The sequence below is a fragment of the Pseudomonas sp. genome (genome assembly GCF_036404235.1).
In the GTDB taxonomy this organism is placed as follows: domain Bacteria; phylum Pseudomonadota; class Gammaproteobacteria; order Pseudomonadales; family Pseudomonadaceae; genus Aquipseudomonas.
Genome location: NZ_DASWOT010000127.1, coordinates 18848 through 43789, shown reverse-complemented (window position 1 = coordinate 43789; position 24942 = coordinate 18848). Strand labels below are relative to the sequence as shown.

27 protein-coding genes and 2 pseudogenes are annotated in these 24942 nt (G+C 57.6%); 8 read left to right on the top strand and 21 right to left on the bottom strand.

From position 1 onward, the window contains the following. Nucleotides 1-210 (top strand): annotated as a pseudogene (locus tag VGC62_RS16515) (response regulator); the annotation flags it as partial. Nucleotides 211-219: 9 nt separating this feature from the next. Further along, entirely contained in the window at nt 220-2361 is a 2142-nt protein-coding gene (locus VGC62_RS16510; RefSeq protein ID WP_331188153.1) for an EAL domain-containing response regulator, read from the top strand. Between the two features lie 159 nt (nt 2362-2520). On the opposite strand, the gene VGC62_RS16505 is transcribed toward VGC62_RS16510, so the two are convergent. Beyond that, nucleotides 2521-3219, bottom strand: a complete 699-nt coding sequence (locus VGC62_RS16505) for a pentapeptide repeat-containing protein (protein ID WP_331188152.1) — start codon at nt 3217-3219, stop codon at nt 2521-2523. 577 nt (nt 3220-3796) lie between these two features. Here VGC62_RS16505 and VGC62_RS16500 point away from each other — a divergent pair. The 5 genes and pseudogenes from VGC62_RS16500 to VGC62_RS16480 form a co-directional block, all read left to right on the top strand. Further along, nucleotides 3797-4033 (top strand): annotated as a pseudogene (locus tag VGC62_RS16500) (integrase); the annotation flags it as partial. Next, on the top strand, nt 4030-4305 hold the full coding sequence (locus tag VGC62_RS16495; protein ID WP_331188151.1) for a hypothetical protein: 276 nt from the start codon (nt 4030-4032) through the stop codon (nt 4303-4305). The pseudogene VGC62_RS16500 and the gene VGC62_RS16495, both read left to right, overlap by 4 nt. Nucleotides 4306-4426: 121 nt before the next feature. Then, the gene (locus VGC62_RS16490; protein ID WP_331188150.1) at nt 4427-4942 is read left to right on the top strand and encodes a sigma-70 family RNA polymerase sigma factor; all 516 of its coding nucleotides are present in this window, start codon (nt 4427-4429) and stop codon (nt 4940-4942) included. Beyond that, on the top strand, nt 4939-5922 hold the full coding sequence (locus tag VGC62_RS16485; RefSeq protein ID WP_331188149.1) for a FecR family protein: 984 nt from the start codon (nt 4939-4941) through the stop codon (nt 5920-5922). Before VGC62_RS16490 ends, VGC62_RS16485 begins: the two co-directional genes overlap by 4 nt. A 99-nt stretch (nt 5923-6021) precedes the next feature. Further along, complete coding sequence (locus VGC62_RS16480; RefSeq protein ID WP_331188148.1) at nt 6022-8538, top strand: TonB-dependent siderophore receptor; 2517 nt, start codon at nt 6022-6024, stop codon at nt 8536-8538. Nucleotides 8539-9009: 471 nt separating this feature from the next. On the opposite strand, the gene VGC62_RS16475 is transcribed toward VGC62_RS16480, so the two are convergent. From VGC62_RS16475 to VGC62_RS16460, 4 genes are all read right to left on the bottom strand, one after another. After that, nucleotides 9010-9468: a hypothetical protein gene (locus tag VGC62_RS16475; protein ID WP_331188147.1), complete on the bottom strand. Its 459-nt coding sequence runs from the start codon at nt 9466-9468 to the stop codon at nt 9010-9012. 83 nt (nt 9469-9551) lie between these two features. Then, nucleotides 9552-10058: a DUF2514 family protein gene (locus VGC62_RS16470; protein ID WP_331188146.1), complete on the bottom strand. Its 507-nt coding sequence runs from the start codon at nt 10056-10058 to the stop codon at nt 9552-9554. Beyond that, a complete protein-coding gene (locus VGC62_RS16465; protein WP_331188145.1) occupies nt 10055-10480 on the bottom strand; it encodes a cell wall hydrolase in 426 nt (141 codons plus the stop codon). The genes VGC62_RS16470 and VGC62_RS16465 overlap by 4 nt, the downstream gene beginning before the upstream one ends. A gap of 63 nt (nt 10481-10543) precedes the next feature. After that, on the bottom strand, nt 10544-11584 hold the full coding sequence (locus VGC62_RS16460) for a phage late control D family protein (RefSeq protein ID WP_331188144.1): 1041 nt from the start codon (nt 11582-11584) through the stop codon (nt 10544-10546). Nucleotides 11585-11671: 87 nt separating this feature from the next. Here VGC62_RS16460 and VGC62_RS16455 point away from each other — a divergent pair, with 87 nt between their 5' ends. Beyond that, nucleotides 11672-12133 carry a hypothetical protein gene (locus tag VGC62_RS16455; protein ID WP_331188143.1) on the top strand — a complete coding sequence of 154 codons (462 nt, stop codon included), beginning with the start codon at nt 11672-11674 and terminating at the stop codon, nt 12131-12133. Here the strand turns inward: VGC62_RS16455 and VGC62_RS16450 are convergent. From VGC62_RS16450 to VGC62_RS16375, 16 genes are all read right to left on the bottom strand, one after another. Continuing rightward, a complete protein-coding gene (locus VGC62_RS16450) occupies nt 12130-12336 on the bottom strand; it encodes a tail protein X (RefSeq protein ID WP_331188142.1) in 207 nt (68 codons plus the stop codon). The genes VGC62_RS16455 and VGC62_RS16450 overlap by 4 nt on opposite strands. Beyond that, complete coding sequence (locus tag VGC62_RS16445; RefSeq protein WP_331188141.1) at nt 12311-13156, bottom strand: phage tail protein; 846 nt, start codon at nt 13154-13156, stop codon at nt 12311-12313. Before VGC62_RS16445 ends, VGC62_RS16450 begins: the two co-directional genes overlap by 26 nt. Before the next feature lie 9 nt (nt 13157-13165). Continuing rightward, nucleotides 13166-15961 (bottom strand): phage tail tape measure protein, encoded by a 2796-nt coding sequence (locus tag VGC62_RS16440; RefSeq protein ID WP_331188140.1) that lies wholly within the window; start codon nt 15959-15961, stop codon nt 13166-13168. Nucleotides 15962-16114: 153 nt separating this feature from the next. Next, nucleotides 16115-16438: a phage tail assembly protein gene (locus VGC62_RS16435; RefSeq protein WP_331188139.1), complete on the bottom strand. Its 324-nt coding sequence runs from the start codon at nt 16436-16438 to the stop codon at nt 16115-16117. A gap of 9 nt (nt 16439-16447) precedes the next feature. Then, nucleotides 16448-16951 (bottom strand): phage major tail tube protein, encoded by a 504-nt coding sequence (locus VGC62_RS16430; RefSeq protein ID WP_331188138.1) that lies wholly within the window; start codon nt 16949-16951, stop codon nt 16448-16450. A 12-nt stretch (nt 16952-16963) separates the two neighbouring features. Beyond that, the gene (locus tag VGC62_RS16425) at nt 16964-18145 is read right to left on the bottom strand and encodes a phage tail sheath family protein (RefSeq protein ID WP_331188137.1); all 1182 of its coding nucleotides are present in this window, start codon (nt 18143-18145) and stop codon (nt 16964-16966) included. Nucleotides 18146-18268: 123 nt separating this feature from the next. Further along, entirely contained in the window at nt 18269-18802 is a 534-nt protein-coding gene (locus VGC62_RS16420) for a phage tail protein (RefSeq protein ID WP_331188136.1), read from the bottom strand. Nucleotides 18803-18811: 9 nt separating this feature from the next. Continuing rightward, on the bottom strand, nt 18812-20752 hold the full coding sequence (locus VGC62_RS16415; RefSeq protein ID WP_331188135.1) for a phage tail protein: 1941 nt from the start codon (nt 20750-20752) through the stop codon (nt 18812-18814). Beyond that, nucleotides 20749-21354: a phage tail protein I gene (locus tag VGC62_RS16410; protein WP_331188134.1), complete on the bottom strand. Its 606-nt coding sequence runs from the start codon at nt 21352-21354 to the stop codon at nt 20749-20751. The genes VGC62_RS16415 and VGC62_RS16410 overlap by 4 nt, the downstream gene beginning before the upstream one ends. Before the next feature lies 1 nt (nt 21355). After that, entirely contained in the window at nt 21356-22237 is an 882-nt protein-coding gene (locus VGC62_RS16405) for a baseplate assembly protein (RefSeq protein ID WP_331188133.1), read from the bottom strand. Then, nucleotides 22234-22560 (bottom strand): GPW/gp25 family protein, encoded by a 327-nt coding sequence (locus VGC62_RS16400; RefSeq protein ID WP_331188132.1) that lies wholly within the window; start codon nt 22558-22560, stop codon nt 22234-22236. Before VGC62_RS16400 ends, VGC62_RS16405 begins: the two co-directional genes overlap by 4 nt. Before the next feature lie 6 nt (nt 22561-22566). Further along, nucleotides 22567-22842, bottom strand: a complete 276-nt coding sequence (locus VGC62_RS16395) for a hypothetical protein (protein WP_331188131.1) — start codon at nt 22840-22842, stop codon at nt 22567-22569. A gap of 59 nt (nt 22843-22901) precedes the next feature. Beyond that, on the bottom strand, nt 22902-23462 hold the full coding sequence (locus tag VGC62_RS16390) for a phage baseplate assembly protein V (RefSeq protein WP_331188130.1): 561 nt from the start codon (nt 23460-23462) through the stop codon (nt 22902-22904). Next, a complete protein-coding gene (locus tag VGC62_RS16385) occupies nt 23459-23971 on the bottom strand; it encodes a hypothetical protein (protein ID WP_331188129.1) in 513 nt (170 codons plus the stop codon). The genes VGC62_RS16390 and VGC62_RS16385 overlap by 4 nt, the downstream gene beginning before the upstream one ends. Continuing rightward, nucleotides 23964-24629, bottom strand: coding sequence for a phage tail protein (locus VGC62_RS16380; protein ID WP_331188128.1), 666 nt, complete (start codon nt 24627-24629; stop codon nt 23964-23966). The genes VGC62_RS16385 and VGC62_RS16380 overlap by 8 nt, the downstream gene beginning before the upstream one ends. Next, on the bottom strand, nt 24626-24940 hold the full coding sequence (locus tag VGC62_RS16375; protein WP_331188127.1) for a head-tail joining protein: 315 nt from the start codon (nt 24938-24940) through the stop codon (nt 24626-24628). Before VGC62_RS16375 ends, VGC62_RS16380 begins: the two co-directional genes overlap by 4 nt. Nucleotides 24941-24942: the final 2 nt, after the last annotated feature.

Below are 24942 nucleotides of genomic sequence, written 5' to 3'. Positions count from 1 at the left end.
CTGGCAGCGACCTCACTGCTCAAACAGGACGTCCAGACTGCGGCCATTCCGGTGATTGCACTCACCGCAATGGCCATGAAGGAAGACGAAGAAAAATCTCGCCTTGCCGGCTGTGACGCCTACATCGTCAAACCTCTACGCTACCAGGAGCTCTATCAGGCGATTGACACGTTGCTTAAAAACAAACGGCCTGCACAGCCCCTTGCCTGAGTTCGCCTTATGTCTGAAAAGACCGCCACACTCTTGATCGTCGACGATGAAGTTCAGGTTCGTAAACTGCTAAGCGTCATGCTCGAGAATCAAGGGTATCGGACGCTGACCGCCCGCTCAGGAGAAGAAGCCCTGGCAATGGTCGAGCAAGAACCGCCCGATCTTATCCTCCTCGATATCATGATGCCGGGAATGAACGGCTATGAAGTCGCAAGCCGCCTGAAGGGAAGCAAGACGACCGCCAATATCCCGATCATCATGCTCTCCGCACTCAGTGATCAACGTTCCCGCCTGCGGGGGCTTGAGGCGGGTGCCGAGGATTTCCTCAGTAAACCGGTGGAGAGTGTCGAGTTGTGGCTGCGGGTGCGTAACCTGTTGAGGCTCAAGGCATTCGGTGATTACCTGAAAAGCCACAGCCTCATGGTCGAGGAGCAGCTACAGCAGCGAACCATCGATCTGGAACGGTTTCGTTCAGCGATGGATGCCTCCGACGATTCGATCTTTTTGATCAACCGCAGCACCATGAGGCTGATCGAGTTCAACAGAGCCGCCTGCGTGGTGTTGGGCTACCCTCCCGACGAGCTCCTGCACACGGACCTCGCAGACCTTGGTGACGCCTCGATTGCCGAATTGGAGGTGCTGTACGACCTGATCATTAGCGGCAAAGCCCCAGGCGAAACGATCGAAAGTCGCATACGCCGCAAGGACGGCAGCCATGTGCCCGTCGAGATTCATCGCCAGGCTTACAAAACCGGCGCCGACTGGATCATCATCGCTATTTTTCGCGACATCACCCACCGTAAGGAAGCTGATCAGCACCTGCTGAAAATGGCCCACTACGACTCACTGACCGGGTTACCCAATCGCAACCTGTTTTACACCACCTTACAGATGGGCCTCACCCAGGCAGCCATCAGCGGCTGGCAGTTGGCCGTGATCACGGTCGACCTCGACGACTTCAAAATGGTCAACGATACCTGGGGTCATTTGATTGGCGATCAGATGCTGGTAGAACTCAGTCAACGTCTGTCTAACTGCCTCAACGTCAGCGATACGTTGGGGCGCATGGACGGTGACGAGTTCGCCCTGATTCTGATGGTTCGAGAAGGTCAGCCCGACACACAGCAAATGATCGAGCGCATACGTGAAGTGCTGCACAAACCTTACCGGCTCGGCGGACACGACACGTCGATGACAGCCAGCATGGGTATTGCCCTCTACCCCGATGACGGCGAAGAAGCGCAGGGCTTGATCAAGTACGCCAACACCGCCATGAGTCGCGCCAAACAGGCTGGCAGGAACACCTATCGGTTTTACACCACGCAGATGAACACTGAGATTCTGGCGCGCCTGGAGATGGAAACCGCGCTACGCCAAGCCGTGCAAGAGCAATCGTTTCAGTTGGTTTATCAACCCAAGGTCAGGCTGAGTGACGGCTGTATTTGTGGGCTGGAAGCATTGTTGCGCTGGCCGCGCCCCGGACAGCCCAATATTTCTCCGGCCGTGTTCGTGCCCATATTGGAAAACCTTGGGCTAATTTCTCGCGTTGGGAAATGGGTGATCGCCAGCGTGTGCGAGCAGATCGCAAGCTGGCAACGCTCAGGCGTGAAGCCGCTGGAGGTCGCTGTTAACGTTTCGGGCCAGCAAATTATCGAAGGCGACCTGATTGCCGACATTACTCAAGCGCTCAAGGACAGCCAGATCGAACCGCGCTGGCTCGAAGTCGAGCTGACAGAAAGCTCACTGATGGAAAATACCGTTCACACCATCGCCAGCCTGCAGCGACTTCGCTCCATTGGCATACAGATTGCCATCGACGACTTCGGTACGGGCTACTCGAGCCTTGCGTATTTGCGCCGGTTTCCCATAGACAAACTGAAAATCGACATCGCCTTTATCCGCGAAGTGAGCAGCAACCCTCAGGATGCGGCTATCACCCGGACAATCATCGAGTTAGCCCACAGCCTCAACCTGCAAGTGATTGCCGAAGGCGTGGAAACCCAGGAGCAATTGGCGTTCTTGACTGACAAAGGCTGCGATCACGGACAAGGGTATCTGTTCAGTAAGCCGCTACTGCCCGATGAACTGGAGGCACTTTTGCGTGAACGGCAAGCTGTCAAACGCCGAGCGCAAAAAAGGGCTGAGGATTAACTCAGCCCTTTTTTGTCATCCAAGGCCTGCTATGCGTTGCGGCGCTTATGGCGCAGCATTAAGCGTCCGGAAAAAACGCCCTCCTGACGCTTTCGCCTAGCCCTGCGCTGCGGTCGACATGTCGCCCATGGTTTCGAAGCGCGAACGAACAGCCCAACCCTACAGAACCTGAAGTCCCAGGCCGGCCAGCAGCATGGTTGCCTGACTCTTGGAGATAGTCGCCCCCTTGAATAGTTTGGCGTCGGTCAGGCGTAATCCGTGCAGGCTTGCCTCTCGTAAGTCTGCCTGGTCAAATCGAGCATTATTGACCCGCGCCATAGACAAGCTACCGCCCTCTATAAAGACAGCATGACGGAAGTCGCAGTAGCTTAAGTCAGCCTCCGCGAAATCCAGATTAAACAATTCAGATTTGTAAAATGAGATGCCTGACAGACACGCACTGCGCAGAACGCAATCTTTGAATGTCAACCCCAGAGTCGTGGTGTCGGCAAAACTTGCACCCGTCAGTTTGCATCCCTCAAAAGAGGCATGCGCCAGTTTGCTGCGCTGCCAAACGGTATTGTTAAGGTCTGAGTTGGAAAAGCTAGCCTCTTCCAGTGTCGCTGCCCGGAACACCGCCTGCGATGCCCTGCAGCTTTGCCAGTCAGTATTGGCCAGGTCTGTCGCGGTGAAGTCCGTTCCGGCAAAAAGGCATCTCTCGAAGCGGATTGAACGCAGATCCAGTCGCGAAAGATCCTGTCCACTGAAGTCAACACCCGATACCCAAAGTGGTTTTTTTTGAACCGAAACCAGCACGGCGAGGGAGGTGTCTTCCAGCTCTACGGGCCCAATCTTCCAATAGTCATGCTCAGAATGCATTGCCACTCCCGGGTTTGATGACATCCGATACGGCGGTGTTCGCCTATTGCTCGGGCACAGCAAACAGGAAATCACCAAGCGGGTCTACAGGAGGATCGGAGCGACCGCTAAACCTTCGAAATAGGTCGTGTTATGGAACGCTTCCACAATAGTTATGGAACGCTTAGGCACATCAGGATTTCAAATCCAAACGCCAGAAACGACAAAGCCCTGAATAATCAGGGCCTTGTCGTGAATGTTGGCGGGAAACCAGGGATTCGAACCCTGGGAACGCTATTAACGTTCGCCGGTTTTCAAGACTGCCTATTTATCCTTACCTAACAAACACTTAGATTAAAATACTTTCCGCTACTCAATTATTTCTCATGAGCTCTAAGCCGCGCAGATCAAGGGGTCTGCTCATGGTTGCGGAAATGATTTACCCATCCCCCGGCGTCCTGCCGACTACAAACATCTCAATTACATTTCACGATCCATATCTGGTCCAGTTTCGTAATTGAGCGCATCCCTTTCCCGAGAGTTTTTCGAATCGAGGTTGGCCAGGGCTTGTTCGGCTTTCTGTTGTTTGTCGACGTGAATCCACCCTACGCGAGAAATCCTTCATGCACACAACCTCAAGGGCTTCCATGAGCTACGAGCGGCGTACGCATGTGAGCGCTATGAGCAAATTACTCAACACCGCGCGCCAATCAACGGCGGTGAATGTTGCCAGATCAATCGGCGTCTTGACCGCGAGGCTCGACGGCAAATCAGCTATGAACTGGGGCACGGTCGCGCTGATGTGGTCGCTGCCTACATTGGAGGGCGGGCATGAGTAAGCCATTTGACATGGGGCTGTTCTTGTCTGCGGTGCTGAAAGGGTCGCACGCTACGCGACAACGCCACTTGCGGCAGGCGACGATTATCCAAGCTGAGATCGCAGAAAGCTGGCAACGAAAGACGCCGTGGTCTTGGCAGAGAAAGCATGTCGCTTGGTTTCTTGAGCATTGCCTAGATGCACACAGTGCGGCTACGCGGTATCACTATGCGATGACCGTGTGTCTGCTCGTTCGCCGATTGCAAAAGTCATGGATATTTAACGTTTGAAAGAACAGCAGTTTTTTACCGTTTCAACGTCCCTCTTCGCAGCAGCTTGTCAGGCATAATCGAGCCCATATAAGATGAGATAAATTCTCAAACGCAATACTATGCTAACAAGAGAGCTGCAGTGTCTACACCGCCCGTGTCATCTGTAACGCAGGCTGATGTTCAGTCCCTCTACGTCGACCACCATGCCTGGCTGGTTGACTGGCTGCGTAAACGCTTGCGCCAAGGGGACAACGCAGCCGACCTAGCTCAGGATACGTTCGTAAATGTGCTGGGCAAACTTGATCGCATCCAGGATGTCCGCCAGCCACGAGCCTGGCTGAGTACAATCGCGCGCGCTCTGGTGATAGACCGCGTGCGCCGTGATCGTGTCGAGAGGGCATATATGGATGCATTGACCAACTTGCCTGAGGCGTTGATGCCTTCCCCGGAAGCACAGATGATCCTGCTTGAGACCTTGGCCAAGGTGGATGCCCTCCTCAATGGCTTGCCGCCCAAGGTGCGCACCGCGTTTCTACTGTCGCGCCTGGACGGGTTGGGCTACAAGGAGATCGCTGCGCAGCTGGGGGTCAGCCTGAGGTCCGTGGAAAGCTACATGGCGAAGGCTATCCGCCATTGTTATTTCGCCAATACATGAGTAGCACACCGCGACCCGAAGTACCCGAAGACGTGCTCGACCAAGCGATCACATGGATGGTGCGCCTGCAGTCCGGTTACGCTAATGAAGATGCCCTGCAAGGTTTCCTGCGTTGGCGCAAGCTTCATCCCCTGCATGAGGCAGCTTGGCAGGCGTTGCTGAGCAACGAGTCTACCTTCAGCAACCTTGCCAACCTGCCAGGCGTACCGGGTGGTGTCGCGCGTGACACCCTTAAGCGCTTGCAACATCGTCAGCTGGGCCGTCGGCAACTGCTCCAGGTATTGGGCGCAGGCTTGATCATTGGGGGGATGTGCTGGCAGAGCCAGGAGCAGGTTCGGCGCTGGGGTGCCGACTACAGCACCCGCGTGGGCGAGCAACGAACAGTGATGCTCGCCGACGGTACACAGCTGCAGCTCAATACCAACAGCGCCGTCGATGTCTCATTTACCAATAGCCAGCGCGTGATCAAGCTGTTGCAGGGTGAAATCTTCATCAAAACTGGCGCTGATAAAGGTTCGCCCGACGGCCGGCGCAGCTTCTGGGTACATACTGCCCAGGCGCGCTTGCAGGCTCTGGGTACTGCTTTTGCGGTACGCCAAGAAGATACGCGTACCCGGCTTTTGGTCGAACAAAGCAGGGTCCTCATCCATCACTCCGCGCAGCAGCAACTGGTTGCTGCGGGCGAGGAATACACAATCAGCGCCGAGGGTAGCCGCAAACTTCAACAAAACGAAATGGATGCCAGCGCCTGGACCCGAGGTCAGCTGGTGGCGCGCAGCCTGCCGTTGCAGGAGCTGCTTACGGAACTGGCGCGCTATCAGCGAGGCTGGATTAGCTGTAGCCCCCAGATCGCGGGGTTGAAAGTGTCTGGCGTTTTCCAGCTTGACGATATCGACCTGGCACTAGATGCCCTTGGCGACTCGATGCCCGTCAGAGTCGAGCGTTTCACACGATTCTGGCGTCGCGTTGTTGCTCGTTGAGAATAATTTGCAAAAAAAAATGATTTCACGCTGCGGGTTTTTCCGAGCACTTCGGCTTACAGGGAAAACACCCTGCCAAACGAATGGAGCTCAATTCACATGTCATCTGCGTTCTCACTTCGATATATACCCAGAACCCGCCTTGCCGTAGCTCTGCGTGGCGTGTTGCTTGCCAGCGCGGCAAGCATTGCGCTGCCGATTTGCGCGGTACACGCCGAACAGAGCGAAATACGTCATTACAATCTGCCTGCAGGCACGCTGGAGCAATCACTCAGTGCGTTTGCACAGGCTGCCGCCATCAACTTGCCATTTGACCCCGCGCTGGTCCGTGGCAAGTATGCGACCGCAATGAACGGCGACTACACCGACCAGCAGGGCCTGAACACGCTTTTGCAGGGCTCAGGCCTTGGCGCCACCCAAGCGGCCAATGGCAACTGGATACTAGACCCCGTGGCCACCACCGGCGGCGCGGCGCTGGAGCTCGGGAGTACGCTGGTCAGTGGGCAGGGCATGGGCGAGATGACCGAGAACAGTGGGTCCTATACCACCGGTGCGGTGAGCGTGGGCTCCAAGAGCCCGACCAGCCTGCGCGACACGCCACAATCGGTGTCGGTGTTGTCCAGCCAGCTGATTGAAGATCGCAGTGTCACCAGCCTGCAGGATGCGCTGAAAATGGCTCCCGGGGTCACGGTGCAAAAAACCACCAGCGACACCTACGAGTTCTACTCGCGCGGATTCAACATCGACAGCATCCAGATCGACGGCGCGGCGCCCATGGCACTGTCGTCGGTGGCCACCAGCTTCTACTCGCGCCGGCTTTATAACCTGGCCGAGTTCGACCACATAGAGGTGTTACGGGGTTCCGGTGCGCTGTTCGGCGGTGTGGGTGACCCCGGTGGCGTCATCAACCTCGTGCGCAAGCGCCCGCTCTCGGACTTCCAGTTGAAGTTCGAGGCCGCCGCCGGTTCCTGGGACAACTACCGTTCGCAAATCGACGTGACCGGCCCGTTGACCGACAGCGGCAACGTACGCGGGCGCCTGGTGACGGCCTATACCGACCGCCAGTACTTCACGGATAAGCTGGCCACGCAAAAACCCACGATCTACGGGGTGTTCGAGGTCGATCTGGGCCCTCAGACCATCTTCACCCTGGGGGGCATGTATGAAAGCACCCACTCCAACTCGTCGCTTGGCCTGCCACGCTATACCACGGGTAAAGACATCGGGCTTGCGCGTCACACCAACCTTGGGCAGAACTGGTCCTACATGGACAACATCTCCCAGGAGATCTTCACCAAGGTCGATCACTACTTCGACAACGACTGGAAATTGAACGTCTCGTACACCAATACCCGCGACGCCGGCGAGGCACTGGCAGCGGTATCGGGCAACGCCGTCAACCCGGTGACCTTGGCCGGGCCCGTTTGGCGCGCTAGCTATAACGTCTATTCCACCAGCCAGGACCTGATCGACAGTAACCTTTCTGGCAGCTTTGATGCCTTTGGCCGCGAGCATGAATTCGTGCTTGGAGCCGACTATCAGCGCGTCACCAGTCGCTGGCAGGGTTCGGGGGTGTTCACCGGGACCGGTGTGCCCATCGACGTGTTCGACCCAGGTTACTGGAAGCCTACTACGATTTCGCTGGAGACCCCGCGTGACTACAGCCCCAATACCCAGGAGCAGTATGGCCTGTACGGGCGCCTGACGCTGCAGGTAACTGACCCGCTCAAGGTTATTCTGGGTGGCCGGGCAGCCCGTTACCACTTCGAGCAGGTCTATACCAACGCAGGGGTGGTGCAGAGCGACATCGACATGCGCGAACCCACACGTTTCGTGCCTTACTTTGGCGCCATCTACGATCTCGATGAGCAGTGGTCGCTGTATGGCAGCTATTCGAAGATCTACAAACCTCAGCAAAGCTACCTTCGCGGGCCGGTGGGCAGTAACGAAGTGCTGGAGCCGCTGGAGGGCAAGACCTCCGAAATGGGCATCAAGGGCGAACTGTTCGATGGCCGTTTGAACACCAGCCTTGCCGTGTTCTACACCAAACGTAAGAACGGTGCAGTGCAGGATACTAACTACCCGGAGGCGTCGGTATTGTATGGCGGTAGTTGCTGCTACGTGAACCAGGGCGAGGTTGTCAGTAAGGGTATCGAGCTGGAGGCGACGGGCGAAATCCTCAAGGATTGGAACCTGATGGGCAGCTACGTGTACAACTACAACAAGAACGAGACCGACAGCACGGCATTGAGCACAATCACGCCCAAGCATCAATTCAAGGTATGGACAACCTACCAGCTGCCTGGAGATCTCTCGGACTGGACCGTGGGGGGTGGCGTCGATGTGCAAAGCGCCACCTATGTCAGCGGTACCACCGTGCGGGTGGATGGTAATGGCAACGTGGTGGAGTCGAACATTCCGTTCGATTACAAGCAAAGTGGCTATGCGGTCTGGAATGCCCTGTTGAGGTACCGCGTGGATGATCATTGGACTGTGTCGCTCAATGCCAACAACCTGTTCGACAAGGCCTACTACCAGACGGTCTCCAGCGCGGCGAATGGCAACTTCTATGGGGATCCACGCAATTACATGCTGACCCTGAGAGGTACGTTCTAGTAGTCAGTATTCACAAGGCATGCGACATGCACCTGCTCCAAGTGCACCATTAATACTTTCCGCTATATCGACCGCGACTTTGGTTTAATTGACTCCACCTCTGGCTAAGTAATTGACCCCAGGGGTGGCTGTACGCTTTCGTATCAAAAAATGGAACCAACCCACTCGCGCCAGTAAATTAGGTAAAAATTGCTATATACCTCAACCGCAAGGTATTGGCGGACGTCCAAGGGTAGTTTAAGAGATAGAATTCTGCACGAACTCAAAAAATAATATTAAATCCAATATGCTGCACTATGATTCGACTCCTGACGCCCATACAAATCAAGGGCTTGCAGCGATGCAGGTCCTTGTTGTGTCTGGCAAGCGTACAAATGGACGTACATTGTTTTTTGTACTGGTGAGTTATCCACAGAATCTCGATGTACCGCTTATCTGAAACACCCCCTTCCCCCGGCGTCCTGCCGACGATCACCTATCCCTGAAATGAATCATTGAGTCAACGAAACGCTCGGCCTTGGATTGGCTGTCGACTAAAGAGCTAATGAGGACAGATCCCGCTCGGTTCCGTGTGATCACTACCCATCGCCCACGCTTTGAATAAAGCGTAACCGTTCCGATTGAATTGAAATAAATGCGTGTCTGAAGTGACTTCGACTTGGTAGTCGATGAGCCTGCGGCGAATGCACTGTTGCCAACTGGAACGGCACTGCCGAAACCATTGGTCTCTGAAATCACCCCATTTCCATAAGCGATGTATTCGAGGGTGAAAACGACTTGTTCGGGTCTAGTCTTCTGCGGCTGCTCCATCAAGACCTGCTCTATCACCGACCGCGCTTGTTGGTCGGATATAGGGGATGCCTGATACTCGACAACTTTTGACGCGCATCCGGCGAGGATTAACACGAACAACATTACTGCCCACTTCATGTGTATCTCCCTGGTAAGCATAGGCTCTGCACCAGGATTCTACGTCAGCCGCCCAACGATGAGCTCCTCTCCTTTATATGCATTCACCTTTTCCCTGCTACGGCGCCATAGCTCCGCTCACAGGCGAATCCGGCCCGACGACTTGCTGTAAGCGCTGACGCCAGTTCTCCCGCGTATTCATCAGCTTCTGATCGCAGCTCGGCGAGCAGATCGGCAAGGTCGTTGATTGTCTTGCCTCTTGCGGCAAGGCGGGAATTGAGGGTGGCGCGGTCGGCGAGCAGCTTTCGGGTTTGGTCGCGCAAGCTGTCATTGTCAGCACGCTGCTGAGCAGCAAGAGCATCATCTTTCTGTTTCTGGTCAGCTGCATCAGTACGTACCTGGTCAATGTCGCGTTGGCGTTGCTGTTCTGTTTCACGGGCTTGCTCGCTGGCTTTGGCGGCAGCTTCAGCGATGCCTTTCTGGTAGTCGGCGTATTCTGTGCGGACGCTGGCCAGCGTCAATGTCTGATATGCGAGACCACCCGACAGCGCAACGATCAGCACCACCACTCCCCACACCCAGACCGGGACCAGCTTTAGGGCGGCGATCATGGGACATCCTTGAAGAAAACGTGATGCCCAAGCTTCAGTGTTTGCTTGGCGCCCACCACCCATTTCGGCGGCTTCGGCATCGTGGTTGCGTAGTAATGAGTCGCGCCACCAGTTGGATCAGGCTTCACGCCGTCGATCACTTGCTGCGCGGCGAGGTGGCATGTGGCGAACTCGGCTTTCGGGATGGGCTTGGCGCCGCTGATGAATGGATAGTTCGGATCGTTCTGGTTCCAGCAGCTGAACTGATAGGGCTTCTGACAGACACCTGTATAGCCCTCACCCCACCAGGATTTTTCTTTGCCGTCTTCGACACGGTTGCGAATAGACCATGCCACTGCCACCATTCCGGCGAGGCCTTCGCCGCGAGCCTCACCCCACAGCGTGCGCGCGAGTACATCGCGGTCTTTGTCAGTTATGGGCATTACTTTTCTCCAGACGAAAAAAAACCGCTCAATGGCGGCGTTGGTTGCGCGATGATTGGGTCATCACAGATGGAGCACTTTGACTTCCTTCTTGGGCTTCTTCTTTTTGCCCTTGGCGTTGGCCTTGCCCTTTTTGCCGCCGTTGCACTCGACAGTGGTCGACCAACCGGACTGGGTGAATACCTGCTCCACCGAGTCGACCAGATAACTGCCATCGAGCCCGACCTTAAACTCCTGAGCGTGAATCTCGCGCTCAGCGAACAGGTCAGTGCGACCCGCCATCTCCAGCCGCACACCCGCCGTCGACCGATTGAAGCCCGCCAGCCGCGCCTTGGCCGCTGCCTCGGCAGCGGTCTTGTTCGGATGAATATGGCGATCAGTATGAATGGGCGGCAAACCGTCGGTGCTGTCTTCGTTGTCGAGCTGGACAGTCACCAGCTCGCCTTTCTTGTTTGCGTAGGAGGTCTTCACCGCTGACTTAACGTTGTCGTCGCCCAGCCTGAACTGCCAACGGCTCACGTCGCTGCGCTTGATCACGACCACGCCCAGACTCTTGCCGCTGGCACTGATACCGCCCTGACGCGGCAACACGATCAGCTTGCCATCTGCCACCTTGGCCGTGCTGTCGTACTGCTTGGCCAGGCGCGTGATGAAGTTCAGGTCGGATTCGCTCAACTGGTCCACCCGCTCGACGATGGTTTGCACCGTGCATTCAGGTTTCCAGCCGTTACGCGCCGCGATATCGGCCACGATGCTCGCCAGGCTGACGCCTTCCCAACTGCCGCTACGGGTGGTTTTCGCACTGCTGCGGGTGTCGCTGGACTTGCTGCGGATGACGATGGTGTCGGGCGGTCCCGATACTTCGATTTCGTCGACGGTATAGCTGCCGATAAACGTCAGTTTTTGCCCTTCGTAGCCCAGATAAACTTCCATCTTCGCGCCGCGTTTGGGTAGCGTTACTGCACCGTCGCGATCATCGATGCGCAGTTCGAAGTCATCCGAACTACTGCCCGGCTTGTCGATGGTGCGCACCAGCAGCATTCGGTCGTTGATTAAAGCGGTGATGTCGGTGCCGTTGGCAACGATTCGGAACATGGGTTTCATTGAGCCACCATGCAGTTGTGACAAGGCGCGACGGACTCACTAGAATCCGTCGCGTCCTTCCACTACAGGAGTAAAGAAATGAAAAGGATGTTGGCGTTCGCACTGCTCGCACTAAGTGTCTTGTCCGCCCAAGCAGAGCAGAAACTCAAGGTCATCGACCTGACACCAGACAGCCCACCGACTGCCGAGCAACTCGAGAGAGCCAAGCAGTATCAGGCTGAGCAAGAAGCGGCGGCGAAGATCCCTCCGAAAGAAGCGAAGGAATTCATGATGCGTCTGGTATCCACCGTCGATCAGGGGCTCGAACTTGCTCAGTCAGGAAAAATCAACGCAGTACAGCTTCGCAACCAGGCCATCGCGTTGAATAAACTTCAAGACGAAGGCGCGCGGTTCGGCGGGCTTTTTGCTCCGTTCAATGAATGCAACAAAGCGTCAATCGGCGCGGCCATGTCCTGGCAGAGCCTGATCGCCAGAGATGTGGAAAAATTCACGCAATACCATTCCAACTACCAGGACTCTGTCATTGCCTGCCTGAAAGCTGCCGGTTAATCCCAAAGCGTGACCGTCTCGTCGACAGCACCGGCGACTTCGGGCAGCGTGATCAACAGGCCAGCACGAAATGGCTGAGGTTCATCGGCCAGCCCCTGATTGGCATCCAGCACCGCTTCCACAGTGCCGATCAGGTGGCCGTAATAGTGCTGACAGATTGTGTCCAGCATGTCGCCGTCAGACGTCCTGCATGTCGTCGCCATAGCGTACAAACTCCAGCGTGAAGGCCTGTTTGCGAGGAATACCGCCCTGCAGCAGCGCGCTTTGCTCTTCGTCCAGGCTCGACAGGCACCAGTTACCCAGCACCTCGCCGTAGCCGGTGGTCAGCAGCAAAGGCTGCAACTGCTTGCCGATGCTGCGCAGGGTATTGAGTTGTTTCAAGCCGCCCTTGAATCCGGGGAAAATCGCACCCTTGATGGTGATTTTCTCCTCACCCATGCCGACCGCCTGTTGCGCCGGTCGACGTGTCAGACGTTCCTGACTGGCCCATCGAAACGCGGTGGTGCGCCTCAGTTCGTCAAAAGCTGCCGTGTCCAGGTTGAAGAAAAACGGCTGGGTGTTGGGCGTCAACGGCTGCATGATCAGTAGGTGCGGGAATGGCTTCACCGCTTCGGGTGCCGGCGTTCCGTTCGGCGCAATGTCAGCGGTCGAAAATATTGGTTCAGACCCCGGACTGACCTTCGCAGCCAGCTTGTTGACGACACTCTTTGCGCGGTCGATCTGTTCACCCAGGACGGAAACCCGCTCCTGAATTGCCGAGGCCGCACGCGTAGCTTTGCCATAGAGGGCCATGGCCTGTCCGACCTTGGCTTGCGCCATGCCAATTGCACCGGTGATGCGTTGTAGCTTGGCGCCGATTACTGGGCCAACAAATGGAATGCCTTCCAGCTCGTCAGCGGCGCCAGTGATCGAGCTGATAGCCCCATTCACCGGCGCTAACATGCCGTCGACACTCTTGCGCCCAGCCTCTCCGGCCTGCACTAGGGACTTCAGGCCCGACTGCATATTTTCCACGTACGTCATGGTGCTTCCTCAGAAGGTGGGTTGGTCGGACATCTCACGCCGCGCCGTCTGTTGCGCCAAGCCAGCCAGGTGACGCTCGATCTCCGGCATCATCTGATTGACCAGTTCGCGAGGATCTTTCGCGTCGCCTTGCACGACAATGTTGAATGACGGCGAAAACGTGTTGCTTTGTTCAAGCTTGGGCGGCCCCGCCGCGACCGGGGAATCTGCCTTGATCGGGGCCATCAGCGCCGAGATAGGGCTTTTCGGATCAGCCTCTTTGAAGGAGTCCGCCACGGCGCTCATGCTGGGCACCGCGCCCGAAGGCCCGTTACGCGTAACGGCAGTGGGGGCAGCCATGGGTGCTGGCGCCAGAGCACGGCGCATGTCTTCGTTGATCCGTAACCGATCAGGGTCATTCGCCAGAGATGCCCCCGGAAAGCGTGGTCGCTTGCCGTATGGGTTTTTCACCACAAACGGGTCCACACTGTTCGGATCGCTGGGGTTGTAAGACACCGCAGGATCGAGCGCCGGCGCGACGGGCTCAGGCTCCGGTATTGCTGCCGGGGCTTGGGCGGTTGTCGCGGCCGCCACCGCTGTTGCAGTTGGAGGTGGTTCAGATTTCTCGGTCACCGACTCATCACTGCCACCAAAAAGCGAACGCCCTACTACACCACCGAGGGCGCTGCCGCCCATGCTGCCGACATACGCGCCAATCAGACCGCCAATCGCGGTCCCGATAATGGGCACCACCGAACCAATTGCGGCACCTGCCGCCGCACCGGCAAGTGTTCCCGCCATTTGTCCCGCAGCAGCTCCGTAACCCTCGGCTTTCTCGTCTTTGGTCTCAGCGGTGTCGTAGACCTCTTTTGCCGAAATAGCCGCATCGAACAAGGCAGCGGCGACGTTGCCCCTGCCCCCCGCCAAACCACCGAGGGTCGGACCCGACGCCTTGAGCACAGAAGTCGCCGGTGACTTGGGCGTTGAGGTCGGAGGCGTCCAGCCACTGAGCGACTTGGGCGTCTGCGGACCACCACCGGCATACACACGCATGCGCGGCTTGGCTGAGCCTGTCGGCATATCAGGCAAGTTTGACGAGGCACGACTACGACGGCCCCAACGCTTGCCCTTGGTTTTTTCACTGCCACCACCGAAATCAAGGCCACCACCGCCGCCCAGCCCGTTGACCACCGCCACCTTCTGCACGAGGTTGGGATTGCCCATCAGCGTGCCGCGACCGATGTTCATCAGGCCTTTGGCGATCTTGAAGGTGCTGTAGGCGGCGCTGATGGTGGCAATGGCCGCTCCCACACCGAGCAAACCCGTTACCAGGACCGGGGATTTGTCACTCACTACCGCGATGCCCTTGGCGATATCGGTCAGACCGGTCGACAATTTGTCGGTCAATGGACGCATCGCATCGCCGGCACTGCGCAGTACATCGTCCAGCGCCTGCCCGGTTTCGCTCCATTTCTGTGCAGACGCATCGCGGCGCTCAGCCAGGTTCTTGTCCAAGATGCCTGTCGCTTCGGCAGAGTCCTTTTTCAACTGCTGATAAAGCTGCTTGTTCTGCATGTAGGCCGTGAGCGCAGCCTTAACTTGCATGTCCGAGAACAAATCGCCAGTGCGCAAGGCCTGCTCAAGGGAGGACATCATCTCCTTGGCCTTGGCAGGATCGGCCTCCTGACTGATCTTCGCCATGGCCTCAGCCATCGACTTGGCTTTCTTCGGGTCCGTCGCTTCAACGTACTTTTGCGCCAGGGCGAAACTGGACTCCAATGTCGACATGCCCTTCTGCAGGCCGGTATCCATGGACCCCTGATAATCGATGCCTGCATCCTTGTAGGACTTCACTACGTCGCTAGAACCGATTTTCTCCATCCAGTTTTTCAGGTTGTTCGCAGCCTCGTCCGAACTGCCGGCCGTTTTCATCTGGACCTGAAGCATGGCGCCAAGCTGGCTGACGGCGTCGTTGCCGAAGATCCCCAGTTTGCCCATACCGGCCAGCAGCTCAGGAAACCATTTCGCCATATCGGCGGCTTCAAAGCTGCCCGCCTGCCCCTGGAAGGCGATGGCTTCAAGGGCTTTTTGCATGTCCCTGGGATCAGTGATTTTGGCGTTCTGTCCCAGTGCATTGATCATCTTCGCCGTGTCGGTGCCATCAGCGCCCTGCCCGACGACGAACTTCGCCGCGACTGGCGCGTACTGCATCGCTTGTTTCAGGTCCATACCGGCACCGACCAGCGCGTTCACCACGTCGGCCACCTGGTTGCGGGCCATACCTGTATTGCGCGAGGTATCGATGATGGTGCTGGACATCTGTCTTTCTTCGGGCGTGTTGGCAATACCCGCTTTAATTGCGATGTCGCGAATGACCGCACCGAATTCAGCGCTGACTTTAGTCGGCACAATCATGGTGGCAGCAGCGGCGCCCGCCGTGGCGACTGCCGTGTTACGCAGCCCGGTGGCACCCTGCTTGAGCTGCGCATGCCCGACTGACTTCAACTCAGCCAACCGAGCCTTGCGGCCCATTTTTTCATAGGCCTTGCCGAGGTTGCGGACCTCGACGCCCTGACGGCGCAGGGTTTCCAGATTTGTATCCAGTTTGCGCCGCAAGCCCTCGGCCGTGGCCGCACCTGTCAGGTGAGCCTTGCGCCATTCATCTTGCAGTTTTTTGGTCTCGCCGATAACCGACTGCAACACCTTGGCCTTGCCCGCCGTGGTTTCCAGTCCTTTAATGCGGCCCTCAACATCCTTGAACGCAGCCCCGACCGACTTACTGACTGCACCGCCGATAACGAGGCCAAGCGCTAATTCTTTCGCCATTGTGTCACCCCATGGGTCACTGTTTTACGGGGTGTAGCGGCTCAATCCGTGAGCCACCACACCATGTCGTAAAACGGCATTGCCTCAATCTCAGCCAGAGTAAAACCCGTGTCATTGGCCAGACGTTTTGCCATTTGCCGGAACAGCGAAGGGTTAAAGCTCGTCTTCGTCGACCAGACGAAAATAGCCACGGTTAACGCGGTTGTAGTCCTTTACCGTCAAGCCGATCACGTCTTTTTCCCCGATCTCGGCGAGGCTCGCGAACAACATGGCGTCGACCGCCGCTTCATCACCCGGATGCGCTGCCTGACAGGCGCGCACCTCGCGGATGGTTGGGGAACGCAGGCTGATTTTTGGCACTTTGACGCCGTTCATTTCGCTCGGGGTTGACAGGGTGATCGTCACGCCAGCGTCCGTGACCTGCATCCACTCCGGGTCTTTGTCTTTGCCTTTTGCATCGATATTCAACGTTTTCATGGTTTTTCCTTACAGCCCCAACTGGGTGCGCATTTGAATGAGTTGGTCGACACCATTGACCACGCGCACCGAGTTGATCGGGTCGAGTTCGTACATGACCGAACCGTCGACTTCGAGTTTGTAGTAGGTGACGCTGACCGAGTACTTGAACTCGGCCTTGTCGCCCGCTTTCCAACTGCCCGGATCGTTCTCTTTGAGCATGCCGCGCAGGGTCGCGATGACGCCGGTAAATTCCCCTTTCTGTCCCTTAAAGGACCCTCGGAACGAGGCGTTGAACGCGTTGCCATCAGCCAGGCCGAACCACTTCATAGCCTCTTTGCGCACGCCGTTGGTGCTGAACGATGCCTCCAGTTTTTCGAGGCCCATGTCCATATCGATCTCGGCATCCATGCCGCCGCCGCGATAGGCGTCGGTCTTGACGGAGACCTTGGGCAACGACAACTCCGGCACATCGCCGGCAAAGCTGATGCCGTCGACGAACAGGTTGGTGTTGAAGAGCGTTTGCGGAATCATTGAGCAGCCCTCTTAGGCGTTGGTGTCGAGCACTTCGGTCAGCCACTGATTGGTGACCTCGACGAGGAAGTTCGGGTTCTCAGCGGGCGGCACGTCGGTGAAGCGAATCACCCAATACACCTTGCCCTGCTCCAGTTGGCTGGCGGTGTTCAGCTCGGTGTCTGCGTAGACTTCGAAGTTGATGACCGCACCTTGGTTTTTCAGGTCACGCATGAAGTTCTGTAGACCTTCGGTCACGTCCTTGATGTAGGTCTTGGTAATCGAGCGGTCGACCGCCCATTTGTGGCCGTACAGGATGGCGTCCATGACGATGTCCATCGTCCGAACTCGGGTAACGAACGACCATTTCGAATCACTGGACTGCGTACGGTTGCCCCACAGGCGATAACCGTCATCACGAATGATGGTGGTGATGTTCGCGTTGTTCAGCAGATTGGCCCGACAGGTTTCGTCGCCGTCCAGGAACTCGACCGGACGCGTGGTACCGGTGATGCCGACAAATTCCTTGTTCGATGGCGACGCCCAAAAACCGTATTCGTTGTCGGTCCAGGCAAAGAGGCCGGCGGTATAGGCCGAGGCGGGTCCGTCTACCGTGGCGTTCAGGGTGGTGTCCCAGCGCTGCACACCCGGATCGACCAGAAATACGCGCTTGCTGCCGAACTCTTCGGCGTAAGCCATCACCGCTTCGTCGGTGGTGTTCGGCCCGTCGACGATAGCAATTGCCCGCAGCTTGCCGGCCAAGGCATCGAGCGCCGTAGCAACGGCCTGGGTCGCTGAATGTTTCGGCGTGATCAACAGACGAGGCTGGGCGTTGAACTTGCTCTTGCCGTCCAGCAGCGCCTGCATGCCGGTACGCTGACCAGACGCCAGCACGCCGCCAATAATTGAGGACGTTTGCGCTGCTTCATCCGCGACCTTGGCGACACCGCACCCCACGATCACGGCCTTGGCGCGGGCATAGATCGCCTGGCATGCCTTGGTGATTTCCGCGTCTGCCCCCCATGCGGCAATCGCCTCGCGCTCGCTGGTGATCAACTTCAGTTCGTTGGCTGCCGCAGCCGGTGTGCCATCGGCGCCCGGCCCCGGCGTGAAGGTGTCGCACAGACCAATGATCGAGGACGACGGCAGCGAAATGGTTCGCGCCCCGGTGTCCACGTTTGTGACGGTGACGCCGTGAAAGAAACCAGTGCTCATAAAGCTTTCTCCAGAAATGACAAAGCCCCGCATGGCAGGGCTTTTCGGGTGTGTTGCGTTACGCGTAACGGAAAAGAAAACGCCCCGTCAGGGCGGGGCGCGTTTCGGTGTTCCTGTGAACGTTTACAGCTGCGCCGCCAACCAATCCGGAGGAGCCGGACGCTTGAACGCATCCGGAAAGCCCACAGCGTCAGGCCAAGCCCGCAGCGAGAGCCGGTATTGCTGCAATTGCTTGAACTCGTCTGCCGTCAGTGTGGTCGCCGCCCCCGCGTCAAGCTCGTCACGATGGCGAGCAATCAGCGATTCGGTTTGCGACATGGCAACGTTTCGCCAGGCCAGCTCGTTGGCCTTCAGCACCTCGGCAGATGGTGGGGGAGGATCGAGTAAAACCGGCCCGTCATCTTCAATGCCGATAATCTTCCCGGCGCCGGCGGCGCCCTTCAAAAGCTCGTACTCATCCGCTGACAGTTCGATCAGTTCAGCCCCCGGCGGCAATTGGCAATTGGGGTTAGGCACGCTGACCAACGGGGCCTCGGCGCCCTCCCTACCTTCTGGCGCGAGCCACTCAGGGTCGACGATCAGCATGTCACGGGCGCCGTATACAGCCACCGGATACAGCGCCAAAGTAATCCGATGCAAATAGACTGTTTCGCTCATTTTTTTTCCTTAACGCCCAGTCACTCGATAGTGAACAATGATTTTTTCACCACCCGTTTGAGCACCAGACACACGCTTGACGGAAATGGTCATTCCCGAATTTGTAAGCCCGTAAAAGCCGACGTCGCTTTCGACAACTTCTGTCGCATCGCCTGCAACTTTTGCAAAGCTCACGTTGCTAATTTCTAGCGGGAAATTAGTTGAAAAAGTGATAGCCAGGTTTGCCACGCTGCCCACGGCGTTGGGCACCTCGATTGACGCTTGCCCCCAAACATCAAGACGCCCCGTATCAGAGTCACGAAACCAGCCATTTGCCCCCCAACTAACCGTGTTTTTAGGCCGATTCAGGGAGGTCCAGACAGTACCCCCAAACAACGATGCAAATTTGGCAGTCAGGTCGAACACGAGCGGATAGGTCACTGCGGCGCCTTGATCTGCGTATAGCCGCAGCTGATCGCTGAACACGTCCATATAGGCATTCCAGGACGTGTTATTCATCCGGAGCGCAGGGGATGCGTTAGTTCCATCGGTCAGCGTGATTCGACCCGAGACACTCCCTCCCGTCTTGTCCAACTTCGGGGTGATTGAGGCCGTTAAAGTGGTATTGACGTTGTTGATCGAGTTGGACAAATTCGTCGCAATGGCATCTACCGCCGTCTTGGTGTAAGCATCCGTAATGCCGTAACCGCCCAGCGTCGTGGCCTTGTTGGCCTTTAGGCTTGGATCGAAGTTGCCCGATGTGAATACGGTATTGCCAAATGACGACAAGGTGTTGGCGTTGAGGTCAAACACCATCGGATAAATCGGCGGCCCTGACTGATCGGCGATAATGCGGAACTGGTTTTTATACAGGTCGATGTATGTATTCCAGAGCGTGTTATTCCAGCGCAGTTCCGGCGAATCATCAGTGTCGTTAAAAAACGTTACCTCGCCAGAAATCGAACCGCCCGCCATATCCAATTTGCTGTTGATCGCCGTGCTCAGTCCGCCAACAAACCCATCTACCTGGGCAGCCGTGTAGGCATCACCAATACCGAAACCCGATAACGTTGTCGGGTTATACCCGCCAATCACTCGTCCGCGCTTGTCGACCGTGACCTGTCGATAGGTGCCCGGCCCGACAGTCACACCCGCGACCATCTCGAACGTCAGTGCCGTGGTGCCCAGCACGATTGGTGCATCCGTGGTCAGCTCCCAGATGGATTCGGCATACGTGGCCCCCTCCTCGACCGTGACCAACAGCCCCGGCGTTACTTCCAGACTGCTGTCGGCATCCGCCGTTCGGACCCAAGGCCCGCCAGCGACCACGGTGTAAAGTCCCCGGTCCTTGGCAGCAGCCTGGAACGGTGCCAATACGCGGTCGCCCGCTGCAACCTGTACCGCATCGACAGGCTGCAAACCACTCAGGACGATGTTTGCGGTTGCCGCAACGCGCACCGACTGTTTGCCGTCGAGCTTGTTGATTTCCTCGATCACCTTGCGATCAACGTAGTCGCGGGTCGCCAGCACCACGGACGGGTCAATCTTCAGTTCGACGTTGCCGGTGTTGCTGACCAGAAGGTTAAGCCGCACTACTTGCGTGCGGCCCGCGCCCTGGGTAAGCAACGGTTTGAACGTCGGAGCACAGTTGGCCACCGCCACCAGGTCCCCGTCAGCGTCATACAGCCCGATTTCACGAATCCACCAGCCACCCACCTCCGGTGGAATGACTTGCTCGGCGATGATCGTGGCGATGTTGTTCGGGTCGACCTTCAACTGATTGAGCGGCGCTCGGCGGCGCTCATTGATCAGTGTCTTTTGCGCGGCACTTGGAACAGGGTCCGTATCGTTGGCATCGCCGACACCCATGGCCGTGATCTTCCAGGGCACGCCCAGTGCATCAGCGTTCGCCTGCTTAGCCATACCGATGTTGGTCAGAATGGCGAGAAACTGCGAATTTTGGTTAATCATGCGTACACATCCAGAGTATCGATAGTGGTTTCCCGTCCAGGCACGCCGAACGCCCCCGCGACATCGATGTCACGTTGGGCAGGCGGGTAAACGTCGATTTCGTCGCCGTCGTAGAGGCAGGCCAATACGGTCATGCTGCCAGCGGTTTCAAGGCTGATTGCGAGCCCCGTCATATGCCGGGTCAGGGGCTTGGCGTCATCAATGAGCCAAGTCAGTTCCTGATACATCTCTTCGGTGATGCCGGTATCAAGCACGCCAACCTTCAGTTCAAAGGTGCCGGGGACGCCTTCGGGCACCTTCTGCCACCACTCCAGCACCTCGATCAGGAAGCCCAGCGGCTCCACGACGCGCCGTAGCGCGCCAATCGTGCCCTTGTGTGCATGGATGTAATACGAGGACCGAATGGCGGCGCGCTTGGCGGCCTCGGTCCATGTCTCGTCCCAGCGGTCCACCGAGCATTCCCACGCCAGAAACGGTAACAAGCGCAGTGGGCAGGTATCGGGGCTGTACAAGTTGCGCAATGGAGCTGGCGTGATGGCAGCAGTTGCGCCGTCGATAGAGCGCTCCAGCAGCGTGCTGTTGTGCGGCAGAAGACTGGTCATGTCAGCCCCCTAACTTCACGCTGTAGCTGGTGCAATACGCCGCCTGAGAATCGGTCGGAACGATGTCCTGCCAGTCCACCAACTCAACCCGCCGAACGCCGGTGATGTGCAACTGGGCGTCAATCGCGGAACGGGCCACCTCAACACCCAGGCGCCGCCGTGGATTGACCCACGCTGCCAGTCGGGCCTGACACTCGGCCAGAATCGCTTCGTTTTCAGAGCCGGAACCAACCGGATGAAGGATCGCGTCAATGGTGTACGGCAGGATTTCCGCGCTCTGCACCGTCAGCCGATCAGCGACCGGGCGGATGTCGTCGTCGCTCAGGTAGGCTTTCACTGCGGCCAACAGCTCGGGGTCGGCCACCCCCGTATCGTTCAAATGCTGAATCGTGACCACCGCCACGGCTGGCGATGGACTGTCGGCCGTGGCATCCGCCACAAGGGCCGAAGCATTACGTGCATGCAAAATGTAGCTATTGCGCGGCCCTGCCGTGGTCAGCCCTTCCCAGCGCATCTGGACGCGCTCGCGTAACGCATCGTCCTCTTCCAGAACCTCAGGCGTTGGCGGTACGGTCGTGGTGTCAGCCGCTTGAATCACCAGCCGCTGGAGATTGACGCGTGCGGCCAACTGCTCCAGATCGGAGCCTTTGGCGTAGGGCAACATCAGGGCCTTGGCCGCATCGTTGACCCGCGCCCGGTCGCCCATCTTGCGATAGGCCGCGACCTCCAACAACTTAAGGACCGGATCACTCTCAAGCTGTGCGGTCCAGCTATCGCCCATCAACTGCCGGAAGTTCGCCAGTTCCTCGGCATAAATGGCTTCAAAGTCCAGAGACTCCAGGACGTCCGGCAATGAAAGCGCCGACAGGTCCACGATGTTCATGCGGACACCTCCAGCAATTGATCTTCGCCCAAATACTCGACACCGATTTGAAAACCAATCTGCCCGTCGACCACTGAGACAACTCTGATGCGATCAAGCCGCACACGTGGTTCCCAACGGCCCAACGCCCGAGCGGCCTCAGCCTGCACGGCGCTTTTCCAGCCTTCGTTGACAGGTAAATCCACATACCGGCGCAGGCTGCTGCCGTACTCCGGGCGCATCCGTCGACTGCCCAGCGGGGTCGACAAGATGTCTTCGATGGACTGCCGCAAGTGACCGAGCCCGGTCAGCGGCAGGCCGGTGCGTCGGTCCATTCCGATCATTGATCGTTACTCCTGTAACGGTTCCAGATCTGGATGGGCGTTCAGAAACGCGAACTGGTCTTCAGTCACAGCCGTCACCCGGCCTTTGGCTACGGGGAGTGTGCAGCCGTCCGGCATGACCAGGGTTCTAGACGTGTAGACCTTGTCGCGGAATACCTGTGCGGGAATGATTGGCTTCAGTACAACCCCCGCGTTGGCCACTTCAACTTCGGCACCAGGTGCCGGACTGGCGAGCTGAGATTCCACGGCAACGGTACTTAACTCGGTTTTCTGTTTGCTCATAATGAGCATCCTCCAGATGCAAAAAACCCGCACTTGGCGGGCCGTAATGACAGTGAAAATCAGTGTTTGTGGTTCGGTGTATTACCACCGGTATCGATGATCTTGCCGAGCCCGTTGATGTCGCCGGTCACCTGTAACGTGCCTTCGATTTGCGTATTGCCTGCCAGCTTGATCAGCGACGATGTCACCGTCACGTCAGTGTCCGTGATGACAAACGTCGAGCCGCCAACCTTGATGGTACCGGTGCCGGTCGGCAACGTGATGTCGTAGGTATTGGCCTCCCAGTCGTAAACCAGTGAGCCACCATCATCGAAACGCCAAACTTCAACATGATCGCGGTTATCCGGCTGGGCGCCGGCGTCGCTATACAGACCGGCAATGAAACGGCCCAGCGAAGGCACGCCGCTCGGACTAAGCAATGTTCCTTGCTCGCCCATACTGGGCGCTCGCCAGTGCCGGGCCTTGCCGGCCGCCACGCTGTGCCAACGAACCCATGGGCTGACCCATTCACGCGACTGGATGCGGACCCTCCCCGCAACGGTGTCGACCGCCACGACGTGCCACGGCATGATCATGGCCCCAATCATGCGGTCATGCTCTCCAAGCGCCACAGCGTTCATGAGAGCACCGGGTCGATTTGAACTTGCTCGGGGTCCAGCTCAGGCTCCAGAAACGTCGGAGCGACATCAGGCCAAGGCCATTGCTCCTCGCCGAGATAGATCTGCTGGGTCCATTCGACCTTCCAGACGGTGTAACTATCGAGCTCCGGCTTGGTCCAATCAGGCCCTGCCTGAACAAACTCTGCGGCGTCGACGTCATTCAGTCCCCAATACTGGGCACGCAAAAATACCGCGAGCTGCGTCGCCAACTGGGCGGCCTGATGATGATGTCGGGCCAATTCAGCGGCCACGATCAGGTAGGCATCAAAACGGCACACCAACCCGACACGACCGTTCCCCGGATCGGTGCCTGGCTCCAGTTCGGCCAGTTCCAGAAATAGCGCAGGCAAGTGGATCCGCTCACGGATGTCAGGCCAGGTGGCAACGGTTTTCAATCCCGGCAGTTGCTCGCTGAGCTGACGCTCTACGGTTGAAAAAAACAGATCGAGCGTGAGAGGCAAATCATCCACGGGCGTTTCCTCGCAGGTACTTTTGAAGTTCGTAATTCAGTTCCTGTTTGAGAATTTCCAGCAGCCTGGCATCCGCCCGGCGTGTCCAGCTTTCGAACAATGGCCTGACGTCCTCCAGTGACACCTTGGCTTTCGCCAACGGGAAGCGGCTGTCGTGCTCGGCGATCCAGCCGGAGCTGGGCCCACTGGCGCCCGACACTTCGCTGTTCGGGTAATCGCTGGCTTTGAAATGCTTGCTCGCCGTGCGAATCCAGATGTCTGCCTTGCTGCCGTAAACCTTTTTGTAGAACGCGCCGCCGTAACGCCGATGCCCCACTGATACGCCCGACTGTGTCTGTCTTGGCCGACCGGTTCGGCTGGCCTCCAACGGATTGATACCGAACCAGAGCTTGCCTTGCTGCTTGCCCGCCTTGACCGAATATGCCCGCAGACGCTGACGCACGGCGCGCATGGCAATGCCCTCCTTGCGCCCGACCTCGCGCGCGATGTGAGTGCGTAGCCAGCCCAGTGTCTTATTGATTGCGCGACGCTGGGCATTGGCAGCAGCCTTTGGCACCAGCTTGGCAAAGTCGGTGAACGCCTGCAGGTCAGCAGCAGAAGGCTGAATGGTGATCAACCCGCTGCTGGATGAGGTTTTGTAAAACGATCCAATGCTCATGGTTTTAACCTCAGGACCAGGGCCACCAGTCCGGCGCCATCGGGCTCCAGATGGACGATGGTGTAATCGCCGCCGCCATCCAGAGTAGGCAGTTCGATGGTGACGCTCTGCCCTTGGTCGACCCCATCGGCGTCACCGACTCGCATGATAAAACTGGGCTCGCGCAGGCCGGTGTTCAGCCGCCCGATGGTGTGCTGCAGCCACGGTGCGGCGAACATTCCCGCGACCTTGCGGCCTTCGATATAGCCAACGTCGGCCAGCACCTCGAACACCGTGGCATCGATCCGTTCGACCAGGTCACGAAAGCCCACGA